An 18,167-nucleotide genomic window follows, 5' to 3' on the forward strand; every position below is an offset into this window, starting at 1 on the left:
AAAAAATGAAGTACTACAAATAGCATAAGGAAAAAGCAGGTTTCCATTTACAAATGTGAGTAGTATAAGGACAAGTAGCCTAGGAAAAGAAACATATAGAGTGAAAATTTGAAAAAAAGATCAGGAAAAAGAATGGTAATGGATATAAAAAAAATATTGATAGTTATAATTTTATTTTTTAGCAATGCATATGGCTATGCTCAAAAATATAAAATTACATACACGGCTTTTGCACAAGCAGAACCTTGTGATCCAGATCCAATACGAAATTCTTATGATCGTATCTTATTAGAAAATACAAATACAAACAAATCTTTTGTACTGGCTTTAGGAAACTGTAGTAAGTTAATAGATGAAAAAGTGAATTTTGTAGCCTATGTAAATTTTTTGCCAAATGCAATTTCAGAAAAATTGTATGCAGAAAATACAAGAGGAGATGTTGTTGTAGATGAATATCAAAGGGTTCCTGTAAATTTTAATCATTGTGATTCTAAAACAACTTTATTAACAAGATTTAACAATACAATAAAAGTAGCTATCGAACCTTATACAGAAATTAATCCACAACCAGTAAACAATGCATTGTGTAAAATAACCCTTAATGTAGATGTAAAAGGGTTTGCTCCAGAAGTATATAAATGGCAATATTATGATGTTTTAAGTACAGCAACAGATAAATGGACGGATTTTCCAAATAGTTTTCAAGGTGTAGATACAATTACATTCGATTTAGAAGAATTGTTTGGGAATAAAGCAAGTCTGTATTATCAAAAATCTATTCAATATAGAATGCAACGTTATTGTTCTGGAAAAACTACGAAAAAAGTTACCTATGTCATGGTTGGTTGTTCTCCAGAGTTAAAAGAACCTGTTGAAAATAAAGAAACAACATGTAATTATTCTAATGATGGAAGTTTTACTTTAAATTTTAAAAGGGATTTATATACAAGTAAAAAAGAAACTTTAGTTATGACGCTCTATGATGGTAATGATGAAACAACATTATTTAATCAAGAGTTTACAAGAACACTTGTAGATAATGGAGATGGCACTTATAGTTATACATGGAAAAAACCATTAGATGCTGGTACATACAGAATAAAGTTTCAAACACATAATAAAGAAGAAGGAATTAATACCAGTGATTTATCCTGGAAAAGCTTAGAGTTTTCAGAGAAGTTTACAATAGGAAAGCCTAAAAAAGTTTTATTTTCTATAGCAAAAACTTCAGATGAAACTTGCTTTGAAATTTATGATGGATATATAGAAGTATCAGCCACAGGAGAAACAGGAAGAACATTTTTATATCAGTTAACAAAAAATGGAGTAGTACAAATAGTAGGAGGGAAAAGTTGGTTCCCGTTTACAAATGGGAGTAGTACAGAAATAAGTAGTCTAGGAAAAGGAACATATAGAGTAAAAGTAAAAGATTCTAAAGGATGTTTTGCGAGAAAGAATTAAAAAGTGAAAGAGAACATTTTGACGATTAAAATGAGGAGGGAAAATATATTAAGGTTAATAGCCTTATTGATATTATGCACAAATAGTGTAATTGCACAGCAATTAGATTTTGGTAACATAGGAAGAGGAAAACCTTTTAAAGTAAGTGGTAGTATTGCTGCAAACTCGGTGTTTTATTCATCCAATCAAAATGTAGCAAGAGCGCCATTTACATATTTTTTACAAGGAAGTTTAAATTTTAGTATTTATGAATTTTCAATACCAGTTAGTTATAGTTTTTCTAACCAAGGAGGAGATTTAGAATATCAGCTACCATTTAGCTTTAATCGTTTAAGTTTACATCCAAAATATAAATGGGTACAGGCTCATATTGGAGATGTAAGTATGAGTTTTTCCCCATACACCTTAGCAGGTCATCAATTTACAGGAGGAGGGGTAGATTTAACACCCAAAGGACCTATTACATTTTCGGCAATGTATGGACGTTTGTTAAAAGCAACAGAAGATACCAACGATGCAAGAACACAACCGGCTTTTAAACGTATGGGATATGGAGCTAAAGTAGGTTTTAAAAAAGAAAAATATAGTATAGAGGTTATTGGATTCTATGCAAAAGATGAAATAAACTCAATATCATCTATTCCAGAAGAAAAGAAAGTATTACCAAAAGAAAATTTAGTTTTAAGTATGTCGGGTTCGGTAATACTAACAGAAGGCTTAAAATTCAAAGGAGAATATGCTTCAACAGCAATAACACAAGATTTAAGAGCACAAAGAATAAGTAATAGCACCGGAGTAGCAGGTTTGTTATTTAATAATAGAGCTTCAACAGAATATTATAAGGCATTTAAAACAGAAATGGAGTATAGTTTTGATAAATATCGTTTTGGAGTAGGGTACGAACGTATAGACCCAGGTTATCAAACACTAGGAGCTTATTATTTTAATAATGATTTTGAGAATATAACATTAAATGGAAATACAACAATATTTAATAATAAAGTTAACCTTTCATTTAATATAGGATATCAGAGAGATGATTTAGCAAATCAGAAAGAAACTAATACAAGTAGAACAGTAGGTAGTGTAAATGCAACTTATGCACTGAGTAAAAAGGTTAATATTACAGGAAGTTATTCTAATTTCTCTACTTATACCAATAACAAAATAGATCAGTTTGAAGTTATTAATGATGATAATTTACTAGATAATCAAGAAGAGCGATTTAATTATAAACAGTTATCACAAAATGCAAATGTTAATGTTAGTTATATACTAGAAAATAGTAAAACAAGACGACAAAATTTAAATACAAATTATTCATTAGCAACAGTTGCAAATGCAGAAAATGGAATTGTGCGTATAGGAAATGGTTCCACTTTTCATAATTTCAATGCATCTTATACGGTTGGTTTGCCACAAAGAAAAATGAATATAACATCAGCTTTAAATACAACATATAACACAATAGGAAGAGATGAGTCATATACTTGGGGACCAACCTTAGCAATTAATAAAAAGTTTTTAAAAGATAAGTTAAATGCTACGTTCAGTACTTCATATAATCAAAACAAAAGTAAAACAACAAATTCAAGTGCAACAAATTTAAGAGCTAATGCAAATTATGTGTATAAAGAAAAACATAATTTCAATTTAAGTGCTATCCAACTTTTTAGATCAAATAGTTCTAGAAATACACAAGATTTAACAATTACATTTGGATACAATTACGCATTTGATTTATCAGCTAAAAAAAGAGTAAAGAAAAATAAAGAAGGGAAATTTAGCTTTACATATAAGACTTATACATTTACGGGAGAACCTTATGAAATTACTCCTGAAGTATTAGTAATTTCAAAGCAGTCAAAATTTGATGAAGTAAAAATGATTGAAACTATTGGAGATAGGTTATCATTGATGGAGCAAGAAATGAAAGATGCAGAATTAAAATCAAAAGGAAAGTATAAGAAAAAAGCGCTAGCTTATTTAGAATATTTACACAAACAACAAAAATTCTTAAAAACATACTACGATTTAACTTTTAAGGGCTTAAAAAAGCTTTATAATGATGCAAAAAGAATTGAATGGAATGTAGAGCAAAAATATAATAAAGCACTAGTTATATATAATAACTCAAATAAGAAAGAAAGTATAAGAATGAAACAGTTTTTAGCAAAAAGAGAAAATGCCTACAAAGCAAATCAATTTATGCTTGAAAAACTTAATGATATTAAATACTTAGATTTAAAAGAACCTAAAGGGTTATTATACGATTTTAAAAAGAAACACTTAAATACAATTTTTAAGTTATTAGAAGAAGGAAAAACAAACATTGAAGTAGCAATTTATATTGAAATAGCATTTGCAAAAATGTATCATCAAGAGAGTTTGAAATAGAAAAAAAATATTTAGTTAACCTTTTTTTTATATTTAGTTTACCGACACTTTTTTACCGTTTATCGACACTTATTTTAATTTAGACGCAATCTATCTTTAATTTTTGATAATTAAACTTAAATTGGACCCATAATTTATTTGTAATAATTCGATGGCAAAAATATTAGATGTACTATTAATTGAGGATAATATGATAGAAATAATGAAAATGAATAGAACAGTTTCATTATTAGAACTAAAACATAATATCACAGAAGCTAAAACGGCCGAAGAAGCTTTGGTCATTTTAGAAACAAAAAAGAATTTACCAGATCTAATCTTATTAGATTTAAATATGCCAAAAATAAATGGTATAGAATTTTTATCAATCTTAAAAAAAGATGAAGATCTAAGACACATACCAACGGTGATTTTAACAACATCAGATAACCAAAAAGACATTCACGAATGTTATAGAATAGGTGTATCTGGTTATATGTTAAAACCACTAAAGTATGATGATTATGTGGAAAAAATAAAAGCAACCCTAGCATATTGGTCAATAAACGAACTAAAGAATAGTTAACAATTGAAAGGGATAGTTTTTACAGAGTTTTTGGACCTTGTAGAAAGTAAGTTTGGATTAGAAATGGTTGATAAAATTATATCACAATCTGAATTGGAATCTGGAGGTGCCTATACTTCAATTGGAACATATCGTTTTTCAGAGATGCTTCAATTGTTGGGAAATCTGAGTAATAATACTGGGATTTCAACAGACAATTTACTTTTGGTATATGGAGAGCATTTTTTTAGCGTCTTAGAAGAAAGTTATCCAGGGCTTTTAAACACTTATACTGATCCAATAGAACTATTGGCATCAATAGAGAATCATATTCATGTAGAGGTGCGTAAAATATACCCGAAAGCAGAACTTCCTACATTTATTGTAGAAGAAAAAACGAAGAGTTCGTTAATTTTAATCTATAAATCAAGTAGAGCAATGCATCACTTTGGCTTAGGTTTAATGAACAAAACGTTTGAATACTTTAATAGCACGGCTACCATAGTGTTAGAAAGAACAAAGAAAGATGGTAGTGAAGTAAAGTTTATTATTAATAAAAATTAAAGTTATTTCGAAAATAGAAGTAAATAAATAATCAGGTCGTTGAGGGAGTTTTTGAACCTCGTAATTTTATTTAGAGCCATAAATAGTTGGTTTTGAGCTAAAAAACTTGTGTAAAAATTTTTAAAAATCAAAAAAAAATGTTAGATTTGGTACAGACGCTAATAAACTATACTGAATTTAATATCTGATAAAATGTAACATTTAGCACTTTTAAAAATACTTAGCTATTGTTTTTTTTAAAGGGTAAAAATTAAGAAGGGTTTTTAAAAAGAAAAATAAATGAGTCCCCCAACGACAGATCTATTGCAGCGCGCTTTAACGAGAGAAAAAGCGGCCAGAAAAGCTGCAGAAAAAATCTTAGAAGACAAATCAAGAGAACTATACTTGATGTCTGAAGAGTTAAAGGCCGCAAATGCTAAGCTCGAAAATTTACTGAACGAGAAATCTTCTCAGCTAGAGGGGGTTTTCGAAAACTTCATCGATGCATACCTTATAATGGATTTAAAAGGAAATGTGCTTCGAATGAATGATGCTGCAGTTGATATTTTTGGATATGATATAGAAAAAGAAAAACTAAACGTAGTTAACTTAATATATCCAGAAGATGCAGTATATGCATTTAAATCTTTTACGGAGTTAAAGGATAAAGGTACCTTTTCAAATTACACTGCAAGAATTTTTAGTAAAGATAAGCAAGTAAAATGGGTGCAAATTAATGCGAGCATAGTCTATGATAAAGATAATAACCCTGTTGCTGCACAAGGAATTATCAGGAATATCACAGAAACTAAACGTACTTCAGCATTAATAGAAGAACAAAAGAAAGAACTTGATATCATTGTAGAAAATTCACCGTTTGGAATTGTACTTACAGAAGGTACAAGTATTCTAAGAACCAATGAATCTTTTCAAAAAGCACTGGGGTATACAAAAGAAGAATTCTCTAAACTTGTTGTAGCCGATATTTCTTTTAAAGAAGATTATCCAGAGTCAAAAAAGTTAATTGATAAGATGAACTCTGGAGAGATAGATAATTTTGTATTAAACAAAAGGTATAAAAGAAAAAACGGATCAGTTTTATGGGCGAAAACTAATGTAAATGCCGTTAGAAATAGTCAAGAGGAAATCAAATTTCAAGTTGCTATTATAGAAGATATTACTCATGAGAGAGAAAGAACGTTAATTATAGATATGATTAATGATTTGGCAAAATCTATTCTTGGGAAAAATAATATTTTTGAGATAGCATGGGAAATGACTCAGAAAATTGCGGAATATTTAGGTACTGACGATTGCGTTATTTATTTAGTAAATAGAGAAGATAATACACTAGAAAAAATAGCGTCCTATGGGGCAAAAGTAAGTGAGGCTAAAGAAATTATAGATAAATTTTCCTTACCTATTTGTAAAGGAATCGTTGGGCATGTAGCAAATGCAGGAAAAGCAGAAATTATCAAAGATACTTCTAAAGACGATCGTTATGTTATTGACGGACAAAAAAGATTTTCTGAAATATCAGTACCAATTATTAGCGAAGGAAAAGTAATTGGAGTTATAGATTCTGAGCACCCTGACAAAAACTTTTTTAGAAAAGATCACCTTGAAACGTTAGAACACATAGCAAGCTTAGTTTCAATGCAACTAAAGAGTGCTATGAATATTAGAGAGCGTGAAAAGGCTGAAAAGAAAAATATTCAATTACTTAATAAATTAGAAAAGAGTAATAATGAGTTAAATGAATATGCTCATATAGTTTCTCATGACTTAAAATCACCTCTAAGAAGTGTGCATGCACTTACTTCATGGATAAAAGCAGATAATGAAGGGAAATTAGACGAAATGACACTTCAAAATTTCGATTTAATTGAGAATACTCTTGAAAAAATGGAGAGTTTAATTTCAGATATTTTGAACTACTCAAGTGTAGATTCTGTAACTACAGAAACTCAAGATGTGGACTTGAATGTGGTTTTAAATGATTTAAAGGAAATGCTCTACATACCAGAAAATACCACTATAAATATACAGGATGGTTTACCAATAGTAAAAGGAGATAAAACAAAGTTCCAGCAATTATTTCAAAACTTAATTAGTAATGCTATAAAGTTTGGAAATAAAGAAAAAGGAATTATAGATATTGGATTTAAAGAAGAACCTTCATTTTATGAATTCTATGTAAAAGATAATGGAATAGGAATAGAGAAAAAATTCCATGACCGCATATTTAAAATTTTCCATTCATTAAATAAAAGTAAAGAATCTACTGGGATAGGGCTTTCAATAGTTAAGAAAATAGTTGACTTATATGAAGGGACAATCTGGTTAGATAGTGAAGTAGACAAAGGAACTATCTTTTATTTTACCATTAAAAAATAACAACATATGAAGACTGTACAATTAAAAAAAACGAAGAATACCGATTGGGAATACTTAAGTGAAAAAGTTTCGTTAAAAGAGCCTTTAGTATTGGTATTTGGAAATAGATATTTATTAGAAGATGAAAATATTTATAATGAAGTAAGAGGACTATTTGATGATGGACATATTGTTTTTGGATCAACATCAGGAGATATTACGTCAAAATATGTTGATGATGAAAGTATAACAATCACAGCAATAGAGTTTGAAAAAAGTACATATGTTATAAAAACTGCTAATGTATTGAATGATGATTCTAACAAAAAAAGTTTTGTAACAGGAGAAAATTTAATTAAACAGTTTTCAAGCGAAGGATTAAAACATGTATTTATTGTTTCAGAAGGAAGTTTTATAAATGGAAGTCAGTTAGCAAGAGGAATGAATGCGGCTACAGATAATGAATTACTAATTACAGGAGCATTATGTGGAGATGCAGCACGTTTTGAGAAAACGATTGCTTCTTACAATGAACAGCCTAAAAAAGGAGAAATAGTAGCTATAGGATTATATGGAGAAACTTTAGATGTAAGTTTTTCAATTAATGGAGGTTGGACACCTTTTGGACCAGAACGAATAGTAACAAAATCTGACGCTAATATTCTATATGAATTAGATGATTTACCAGCCTTAGATTTATATAAAAAATACTTGGGAGATAAATCAGAAGAACTGCCAGGAGCAGCTTTGTTATACCCTTTAAAAGTAAAATCGACAAACGATAAACAATCAATTGTAAGAACTATTTTAAATATTAATGAGGAAGAAAACTCAATGATTTTAGCTGGAGATATATTAGAAGGTTCTAGAGTACAATTGATGATGACAAATGTAGATAGTATTGTTAATGCTTCTGAAAAAGCAGCTTCTGATGCTTTAAAATTAAGAAAAACAGATCCAGAATTAGCCATTTTAGTGAGTTGTATTGGAAGAAAATTAGTTTTAGATCAAAGAGTAGAAGAGGAAGTAGAAGAAGTATTAGAAGTAGTAGGAAAAGACACAACCATTTGTGGTCTTTATTCATATGGAGAAATAGCTCCTTTTAGAAATGAAACAAATTGTCAATTGCATAATCAAACAATGACAATTACGTTAATTAGTGAATAATGAATCCGTTAATAAAAAGACAGTTACGAAAATACCTTAGCCCTTCTTTACAAGAGAATGAAGAGGTAAAGAGTCTTGTTGAAGCGGTAAGTAAATCCTATAATACTTCTGAGGAGCAGTTTAGCATGTTGCAACGAGCAACAGCCATAAGCTCCGAAGAACTTTATCAAGCAAATGAGCGACTTAGAAAAGAGTCGAAATCTCAAAAAGAAGTTATTGAAAAACTAAGAAATGTAATAAGTACACTAAACTCATACGATTTAACAGAAGAAAATGATGAAATCTCCGAATTAGATTCTTCAAAATTAGTGGATGTTATTGATAATCAAACTAAAGAAATACTTCAGATAAATAAACAACGAGATAGGTTATTAGAAAACTTAGAACGAAGAAACAAAGAGTTAAATGAATATACGCATTTAGTAACGCACGATTTAAAATCGCCATTACAAAGTATAGATGCTCTTACATTTTGGTTACGAGATGATTATAGAGAAGCGTTAGGAGAAGATGGAAGAGAAAAAATTAATTTAATTAGAGAAAATGTAGAAAAAATGGATGAGTTGGTTAAAGGAATAGCCAAATATTCAACCATTGGAAAACTAATTAAGGATACCTATGAAGTAGATCTGAATAAAATTGTAAATAAAGTATTAAAGAAAGTATCAATACCTCAAAATATTACAGTAAGCATCCCTGAAATATTACCAATAGTACAAGGAGATAATTTTAGACTTGAAGAATTGTTTTTTAGTATTATAGATAATGCAGTTAAGTTTAATGATAAGGAAGAGGGGGAGATAACAATTGATTTTACAGATACAAAAGATTTTTGGGAATTTAGTATTAAAGATAATGGAAAAGGAATGGAAGAGCAATACTTTGAAAAAATATTCTTAGCTTTTCAAAAATTAGAGAACGATTATAAATCGGCAGGAATAGGATTATCCATAGTGAAAAAAATTATAGAACAGTATGAAGGTAAAATATGGATAGAGTCTGAATTAATAAAAGGAACAACTTTTTATTTTACACTAAAAAAATAAATTATGGAACAACCAAACTTATCATACATAGATCAATTAGCACGAGGAGATGAGTCTGTAAAAAATACATTGATAGATGTTATTAAATCAGAGTTTCCTGGTGAAAAGCAAGAATATATAGAAAGCTTCGAAAAAAAAGAATATAAAAAGATTGAAGAAAATGTTCATAAAATTAAACATAAAATTAGTATTTTAGGGTTAACTAAGAGTTATGAAGAAGCTAATAAATATGAGCATAATCTTAGAGAGGATAGTATAGAAGGAGCTGATGGATTTGACAAAATTTTACAAACAATTTCTGAATATTTGAAAACTATTTAAACTTTATGAACAGTATTATTATTGATGATGAAAAACTAGCAAGGTCAATTATAAAAGCACTTTGTAATGAAAAGGAAGGTATAACCGTTGTTGAGGAATTTCCTAATGCAATTCAAGCCATTAAGTATTTAAATGAGAATAAAGTAGATCTTATCTTTTTAGATATTCATATGCCTGATTTTACGGGATTTGACTTTGTAAAAACGTTAAAGAATCCTCCTTTAATTATTTTATCTACATCAGACCCTCAGTTTGCAATTGAAGCTTTTCAATATGATTGTATTGTAGATTATTTACTAAAACCTATTGATGCAGAGCGTTTTGATAAAGCTATAGAAAAAGCAAAGAGTAAGAAGAGTATAGAAGCAGCAAAAGTTCAGGAATCTTCTTCTTCAAAAGAGCAAGAGGTTAATAACGATTTTTATGTGAATATTGACAGACGCTTGATAAAAATTGATTTACCAAGTATTTATCTTGTCGAAGCTAAAGGAGATTATATCAATATAAAAACCGAAGAAAAAGATTATGTGGTTCATTCTACTCTTAAAAAAATAGAAGAAAAACTACCAGAATCATTGTTCCTAAAAATACACAGATCGTACATCATAAATGTTAAAAAGATAATTGATATAGAGGATAATAGTGTTTTAATTAAGAAAAATGTTATTCCTGTAAGTCGATCAAAAAGACCTGAATTAATGAAGCGTTTGGACTTATTATAGTTTTTTATCTAAGGAATTTTGCATTTCGTCTACACTTAAGCTACAACTTAACGAGCTTTTAAAGAGGAGAGTTAATAGTTAATTATTTTTAATAGAGATTTTACACTATTATATTATGATTAAAACTATTACTCTTTTAAAAAAGCTATTATGCATATTTATTGCATTTTTTAGTTTAAGTATTGTTTCCCAAAACACACCATTCAATTGTGTTTACAATGCTTATTTATTTCAATTCAATGATGTCTATTCAATTGATTTAGCATCAGGAAACTCTTATCTAGTTGCAGAAAATGTTACTCCAGGTAGCATTAATGCAGCAGCATACAATCCGCAAGATGGATTTATATGGGGATCATTAAGTACACCTTCAAAAACAATTGTTCGAATAGGGAATGATTTTCAAGTAACTACCTATTACATTGATGAATTATCTTCAAGTGGAAGATATATTGGAGGAATTAGTGCAGATGGGGTTTACTATCTTAAAGGAGGGGGAACAACCTATTACAAAATAGATTTAGACCCAGACTCAGCTACTTATGGACAACATTTAGCGACAGAAAACTTATCAGCCAGTTTAAATATTCATGATTGGGCCTTTAATGCAGTAGATGGTAATTTATATACTGTAGAAAAAAAGACCAATAAACTATATAGAGTAGATCCTTCTAATGGTGTAGTACAATCCTTAGGAGAAGTACCAATTATGTCAGGACTGAATTATACCTATGGAGCAGTATATTTTGATGCTTCAGGTCGATTTTATGTGTCTGCAAATCAAACAGGTACTATATACGTAATACAAGCAGTTCAAAACTTAACAGGTTCTAATGCAATAGACTCTAATTTATTTGCCTTCGGACCATCTAGTTCAAGTAATGATGGAGCACGATGTCCAACAGCACCGGTACCACAAGAAATTTGTGATAATGGAATTGATGATGATGGAGATGGTTTAGTAGATTGTGATGATCCATCATGTTCTGGTTATGGGAATTGTAGTGTAATTTTAGCGCCTACTTCAGGAGGAAACGAAGGAGGATTGGAAAGTAATAACAGATTATCAGAACAAATTAACAAACGTAATTACAACAGAGCAAAAGTTAATTATAAGTTCGATCGAAGTAAAGCAGCTAGAGTAACAAAATCTTCAAATTATAAAAAGAAAAAAGGAGGAGCAGTAGAATTAAAAGACTTTATCCCTTTAGATGTAATTAAGGAAGATAAAGTAGTAGAATCATCGCCAAAAGATTTAATAGCTATTACAAATGCAACTGATATTTATGCAGTTGATTATGTAGAACAAGGAACCCCAGTAGCTTCAATATTAGCTTTAAAAACTGAGAATGGAGTATATGAACATACGAAATACATTTGTGATCGTTTACTTGGAGCAGAGTTAATATCAGTATCAACCATAGAAATCGAAGGGCATCAATTTATAAAATCGTTGATTAAGAATGCAGACAATACAGTAGAATTCTCATTAAGTCTTTCAGCAAAAGCAGTTAATAACGATGCTAATTTTGAAATAGAAAGTCATTGGAATTTAGATAAGTATGAGAGCAATGTAGGGTTTTATAATTTCCAAATATGGTCAAATTCACTAGATGATTTATATCTTTTAGCAAATGAGGTAGTGAGTTTGTTAAATGCCGTCAAACCAATTTCAGGTTATAAAACATCAAAACCCCCAACAGTTTTTGTTAGAAAAGGAAAGTATAATAACGGATCTTTAGATTTACAAATCATAAACAGAAATAGAAGTAGTGAAATAGAATTTGATGCAGGTTATAGAGAAACAGAAACAAGTAGTTTGAAAAAATCAAATTCAACTATAAACCTTGAGCAAAACTATATAACAAATCTAAAAGTAGCTACAGGAAATTTATTTGATATAGGATTTAGACTAGGAGACGGTATTGCTACACCAGATGATTTATTTATGTCAGACGGTCCATGGGGAGTAGATGCTTCGGGAGCAAATACAGTAGTGTCAAATTATGCAATAGCACCAAATAATTATACTTTTGAAGCAAAAGATTTTCCAGTTGAAAGAAATGTAGCATTAACAGCAACAACAAGTACATTTATAGCAGCATATAGAGCATTAACTCCACGTTTTATGCCGGTTGATTTATCAGATTACAATGGATTTAAGCTAAAAGCAAAAGGAACAGGTAAGTTAGAAATCACTTTTGTTAAGAAAAGTATAGCTTCTTTTGAAGATCAATATAAAACTACTATAGCATTATCCGATTCTTTTAAAGATTACGTGATACCTTTTACAAATTTTGTTTCTAAAAAAGGAGGAGAATTAGTATTAGATGATATAGCTACTATAGTTTTTAAAATGGTTTCAGAAAATGGTTCAGTAACAACCAAAGAAATGAATTTAAACAATATTCGTTTTTCTAAAATAGATTTTACAGAATTAATTGAGTATGAAGGCGGATTAGTAACTGCTGTACCAAATCCAGTAACATTAAGTACAAGCTTATATTTTAAAGCACAAGAACAAGAAGATCTAGAATTTGTAGTGTATAATCAATTAGGGAAGCTAGTGTATAAAGCTAATTACAAAGCAGAAGTTGGAATTAATAAAATCGATTTCAATCGTCAATCTTTACATACAGGATTGTATTTCTGCAAAATAATAGGCAAAAAAAATACATTTAAGCCAGTTAAATTATTAGTGCATTAGAAATGGTGCACTAATAATTTTAAGTTGTTCAGCACTCGTTAAAATTATAAACATACTAAATAAAATATCCGCTTAACTAAGCGGATATTTTATTTATAGAAATTTTTTAGAAGAGTATACATAATGATAATTGGATTACAAAGTAATTTAGTATCGACGAATGGTATTAAAAAGCCTTAAACTATAGTAATTTGTATTTAAGCTATTCTTAAGTTCTACATAGCGAAGATTTCAAGAAACAGCTTAATAAGTGCCTAATTTTACAGTATTAACATTAAAACTTAAGCACTATGAAGAAATTGTTACTTACATTATTAATACTAATAACGACGGCAAATATCTACGCACAAAACTACCAGTATTTAGGTGAGTTTACATCAAATGGAACTCCTTTATATTTAGAAAATCCAGGAGATGAAGTATCTGTAGAAACATTAGAAATGATTAGCAATTCAATTCCTGAAAGTTACCCAGTACCAGATTACAATCCACACTATATTTCTTCAGGTTACGATACAGATTTAAAATTAACAGAAGAGGCTGATATTTATGTAACTTTTATTAGTGAAGGAGCAGGATATAGAAATGTGTTAGGGTTTTACACGTACGATGTAAACAATCCATCACCAACGGCACCAGCACCAGAAGACATCACTATCATTTTTCCAAATGCGTCTGCATTGGGTAGTGGAGGGGGACTTCAAGTAGGAGATAAAGTAAAAATAGGAACATTTCCAGCAGGAACAGGTATCGGTTGGGTATTATTAGCAAATGCATGGAGTGCTAACTACAGTACAGTTATGAACGGACACTGGAAAGTATATTCTAATCCAGATTACAATCCTGAAGCAGATGAAAATTTAAGACATCATAATGTATTACTTAACGATCCAGAAAATGAAAGAATCATCTTAGGTTTTGAAGATATTAGAAGAGATTATGGTTCTTGTGATAACGATTTTAACGATGCAGTTTTTTATGTAACAGCAAACCCATATTCAGCAATTACTTCTACAAATTTTGCAGATGTATCTAGTGCAACGGACGTAACATCAGCACATGATGGAGGATTAGAAAGTAATGGAAAGTTAGCAAGTTTAATTGCTAAAAGAAATTTCAAACGTGAAAAGAATGGTAATCTTTTAAACAAAAAAGCATTACAAAAAAGATATAAAAAGAAACAATTGTTACTTGCAAAAGGAGCAAATCCATCAAGTATTGAACCTTTTTTACCAGAAACTGGAATGTATGGTTCTGAAAAAGCATACGTGTCAACACCAACAGATTTATTAGGAATTACCAATGCTAAAGAAGTATTTTCAGTAGATTTATATACAGGAGAAGAAAGAATATCAGCAGTATTAGCAACTGCAACAGAAGGAAAAGTATACGATCATTCAAAAGAAATATGTGATAGGTTAAATAACTCGGTTCTAGAAGATATTAGAACAGTAAAAGTTAGAGGACATCAAATAATAAGTTCAAAAATTAAAAGAGCTACAGGTGAAGTAGAATATACATTAGGATTTTCAGTTAAATTAGGAGATGCAGCAAATGAATTATATAGTTTTTGGAATATTGAACAATATCCTAATGGCGATTATTACAATTTTCAAGTATGGGGAAGTTCTTTTTCTCAAGTATTTACATTGAGTAACCATATCTTAGATACATTCACAAACATTAAGCCTTTAGTTAGTACATCGTTAGAAGATGTAGTACCACCAGTATTTGTTAGCTCTGGATATTACAAAAATGGGAATTTACATTTAAGTATAGTTAATAAAGTTAAAGCAAGTTCTATGAATTTTGAAGCAGTATTATCTAAAACAGAAGTGGCAGATAAAACGAATATGTCTGAAGTAATAAGCTTAAAAGGTACTTGGAATGATGAAGTAGTTATTCCTACAGGTCAATTATTTGATGTTGGATTTTCATTAAGTACAAACTTATCACAGCAACAAGATGCTTTATATTTAGCAGACGGTCCTTGGGGAATTGATTATTTGAAAGAAAATGTAAATGTAAGTTCTTTCATTGTAGAAAATAATGATGAAGATTACGACGAAAATATTTATCAAATAGAGAGAGAGCCTTCAGTAAACGGACAAGTAAAAGGAACCATTAACTTATTTAGACATGTGTTACCGGGAGATCAAACTTTAGATGTATCAGATTTTGAGTCTATTCAATTTAAAATTCAAAATACAAAGTCAGTAGAAGTAATATTAGTACAAGAAGGTTTAAAAGATTGGGATAACCGTTTAAGAATTAAAATCCCAGCAAATGAGTTTGAAAAAGAATACAGTATTTCATTTAATGATTTTCTTGACAAAAGCGGAAAACCTGGAAATATTAAAGATGTAAAAACAATTGTATTCTCATTACAAGGAGATTATAGTACTTATGTTCCTTTTGAAATGAATGTAAATGATGTAGCTTTTGGATTAAAAGCTGAGCAAATAGAAGAAGAAGTAGTTGAGTTTAACAACAAGGTTTTAGCATTACCAAACCCAATAAATAATTCAGGTAATATCTATTTCACATCAGAAATTAATGAAGAAGTAAAGTTAAATATATATAATTACTTAGGCCAATTGGTTTATAAAACAAATTACACTACAAAAGTAGGAGAGAATTTAATTCCAATAGGAAGAAAAGATTTAATGTCAGGAATGTATATCTGCAGAATTGAAAGCGATTCAAAAAAGTATAGCACATTAAAGTTACTCATTAATTAAAAATGAGATATTAGTTCCACAGTAGTTTAAGTTTTGAAGAGCAAAAGTTAATTCTTTTGCTCTTTTTTCTTGAATATAGGTTTCTTTATGAGTAACCATTTAAAACGAACTCCAATTTCGGTAAAACGAAACCCAGAAGCAGTTGCAGAGGCAATATTACTTTGAGAAGCAAATATATTTACCAAACTACGATCTGATATTTTGTAACCTAGTTTAGCCTGAACTCTATAAGTACTTTGTTTTGCATCATTTTCTATAAACTGAAAACCAGTAGCGGCAGTTAATTCATAAAACCATTCTTTACTTTTAATAGCAACTTCATTTCGTATAATGTTTACAAAAACTTCATAAGCATTAAACTTACTTGGACTAAAATATATAGCAGGAACTTGATTTTTGAATGATATATTTTGAAAGTTGAAACCAGCTTTTATAGAAGGTTTGTTCATAATATTATAATACAAAGAAGCAAAAAGTAAGTTCCTAACATTGTCATCACTTTGAGTTGTATAAAAGTATTGAGAAAATAATCCAACATTAAAGTTTGTGTTTAAACTATAGTTAGCATAAAAGTTATTTAGAACAATTTCTCTATTGATAAGCTCCGCATTAAAATTTTGAATTTCTCTTTTATAACCTACTTTTAAGTTTTGAAGCTTAAAAGGTTTGTAGTTAAAAGAAACATCACTTAAAATTTGATTAAAGCTTTTCGTTTCTGCTTTTGAAGATGTAATTCCCACACTTCCGCTAAAATTTAAATTACCTAATAAATCATAAGAAATCCCTACTAAAAAGTTATTTGACGTAGCTTTAATATTACTAACGGTATTTTTTGTGGTTCTAAAGTTATAGTTCCCTAAAACTTTGAACCTTGTAGATAAAGGAAACTCAATTTTTGCAGTGTAAGAATAGGCCTCGTTGTCACCATTATCAAAAGAATAAGAAGCTTTGTTATCTATAAATGGAGTAAAACTTTCATCTAACTTTTTAATAAAGTTACTAGCATCTTTTTGATTTTTATAAAAAACTAAAGTATTCTCCGCGCTTTTATAAGCATTATCGTAATTACCCAGTGCTTTTAAGGCATTAGCTTTTCCTAAGTTTCCATCAAAAGAAGAGCTATCATTCTCTAAAATCAGATTGTAATCAGCAACACTTTTTTTAAAATCACTTCTATAAATATTAAGAGTTGCCCTTAAAGATAGTACCCAGTTTTCATTAGGATATTCTTTTACTAGATTATTGATTAAACTTTCAGCATCTTTAAATTTTTTATTCCAAATTAACGCTTGAACATAACGCTCTTTTGTTTGTTGAATTATAGTAGGAGAAGAGGAATCTGATAATAAATCATAAGCTTTTTTACTAGTATTTAAAGCATCAGGCTCTTTTCCGTTTAAGTGAGAAACTAATGCTAAGCCATTTAAAGCAGCTAGTTTACTTTCTTCTTTTTTTTCTAAAAGCGTATAAATTTCTTCTGCTTTATCCAATTCATTTGCAATTAGGTAAAGATTGGCTAGGTTGAATAAAGTTTGTTGATCGTTATTAAAAAAAGTTAAGTTTTTCTTTAAAATACTTTCAGCTTTAGGGTAGTCTTGTAATTGTTGTTGCTGATAAGCATATCCTAAATAAATAAACTTTTTAGAAGTTAAAGCATTAGGATTCCCTGGAGAAACCGTTAAAGCTTTATTTATATATACAATAGCATCTTCATATTCTTTTAAGTTGGATAAGGTATTTGCATAACCTAGTAATGCAGAAAAGCTTTTAGCATCTTCATCAATTAATTTTTTATAATAGGATTTTGCATCTGAAAAATTTTTGTCCCAAAGTAAAGATTCAGCATAATTTAACTTTACTTCAAAATCATTTCCATAATCTTTTAATAAGTTGATAAAGATGGTTTTAGCCTTTTTAGCATCGCCATTTAAACCAACGGCTCTACCATAGCAAAGTCTGGCTGTTTTATTGGTAGGATAGTCTCCTAAAATTTCTTTAAAAAAAGTTTCGGCTTGTTTATATTTTCCAGTTTCTAAGTAAGTAAAACCTTCTTTCATATTTTGTGAAACCACAGAAATACTCATTAAAAGAAGTATGATGTAGGGGACTTTTTTTAAAATCATAACCTTTTTTTAATAAATG

12 protein-coding genes are annotated in these 18,167 nt (G+C 29.3%); 11 read left to right on the forward strand and 1 reads right to left on the reverse strand.

All coding sequences use genetic code 11. From position 1 onward, the window contains the following. The first annotated feature begins 108 nt into the window (after positions 1-108). The 11 genes from Q0958_RS11215 (at position 109) to Q0958_RS11265 (ending at position 16,025) form a co-directional block, all read left to right on the forward strand. A complete protein-coding gene (locus tag Q0958_RS11215) occupies positions 109-1,461 on the forward strand; it encodes a hypothetical protein (RefSeq protein ID WP_299123066.1) in 1,353 nt (450 codons plus the stop codon). A 30-nt stretch (positions 1,462-1,491) separates the two neighbouring features. Beyond that, positions 1,492-3,858: a hypothetical protein gene (locus tag Q0958_RS11220; protein WP_299123069.1), complete on the forward strand. Its 2,367-nt coding sequence runs from the start codon at positions 1,492-1,494 to the stop codon at positions 3,856-3,858. A 151-nt stretch (positions 3,859-4,009) separates the two neighbouring features. Beyond that, complete coding sequence (locus Q0958_RS11225; RefSeq protein WP_150899558.1) at positions 4,010-4,423, forward strand: response regulator; 414 nt, start codon at positions 4,010-4,012, stop codon at positions 4,421-4,423. A gap of 3 nt (positions 4,424-4,426) precedes the next feature. Beyond that, positions 4,427-4,966: a heme NO-binding domain-containing protein gene (locus Q0958_RS11230; RefSeq protein ID WP_150899557.1), complete on the forward strand. Its 540-nt coding sequence runs from the start codon at positions 4,427-4,429 to the stop codon at positions 4,964-4,966. 279 nt (positions 4,967-5,245) lie between these two features. Next, on the forward strand, positions 5,246-7,342 hold the full coding sequence (locus Q0958_RS11235; RefSeq protein WP_299123076.1) for a PAS domain S-box protein: 2,097 nt from the start codon (positions 5,246-5,248) through the stop codon (positions 7,340-7,342). A gap of 6 nt (positions 7,343-7,348) precedes the next feature. Continuing rightward, positions 7,349-8,488 (forward strand): FIST N-terminal domain-containing protein, encoded by a 1,140-nt coding sequence (locus tag Q0958_RS11240; protein ID WP_299123077.1) that lies wholly within the window; start codon positions 7,349-7,351, stop codon positions 8,486-8,488. Further along, positions 8,488-9,534 (forward strand): ATP-binding protein, encoded by a 1,047-nt coding sequence (locus Q0958_RS11245; RefSeq protein WP_299123079.1) that lies wholly within the window; start codon positions 8,488-8,490, stop codon positions 9,532-9,534. Before Q0958_RS11240 ends, Q0958_RS11245 begins: the two co-directional genes overlap by 1 nt. 3 nt (positions 9,535-9,537) lie before the next feature. Further along, complete coding sequence (locus tag Q0958_RS11250) at positions 9,538-9,855, forward strand: Hpt domain-containing protein (RefSeq protein WP_299123081.1); 318 nt, start codon at positions 9,538-9,540, stop codon at positions 9,853-9,855. Between the two features lie 5 nt (positions 9,856-9,860). After that, positions 9,861-10,577, forward strand: a complete 717-nt coding sequence (locus tag Q0958_RS11255; RefSeq protein WP_299123083.1) for a LytTR family DNA-binding domain-containing protein — start codon at positions 9,861-9,863, stop codon at positions 10,575-10,577. A gap of 115 nt (positions 10,578-10,692) precedes the next feature. Then, positions 10,693-13,284 carry a T9SS type A sorting domain-containing protein gene (locus Q0958_RS11260; protein ID WP_299123085.1) on the forward strand — a complete coding sequence of 864 codons (2,592 nt, stop codon included), beginning with the start codon at positions 10,693-10,695 and terminating at the stop codon, positions 13,282-13,284. A 290-nt stretch (positions 13,285-13,574) separates the two neighbouring features. Further along, complete coding sequence (locus Q0958_RS11265) at positions 13,575-16,025, forward strand: DUF4114 domain-containing protein (protein WP_299123088.1); 2,451 nt, start codon at positions 13,575-13,577, stop codon at positions 16,023-16,025. Positions 16,026-16,072: 47 nt separating this feature from the next. Here Q0958_RS11265 and Q0958_RS11270 read toward each other — a convergent pair whose 3' ends face one another. Continuing rightward, positions 16,073-18,148 carry a tetratricopeptide repeat protein gene (locus tag Q0958_RS11270; RefSeq protein ID WP_299123091.1) on the reverse strand — a complete coding sequence of 692 codons (2,076 nt, stop codon included), beginning with the start codon at positions 18,146-18,148 and terminating at the stop codon, positions 16,073-16,075. Between the last annotated feature and the right edge of the window lie 19 nt (positions 18,149-18,167).

The sequence above is a fragment of the uncultured Tenacibaculum sp. genome (assembly GCF_947499065.1).
GTDB lineage: Bacteria > Bacteroidota > Bacteroidia > Flavobacteriales > Flavobacteriaceae > Polaribacter.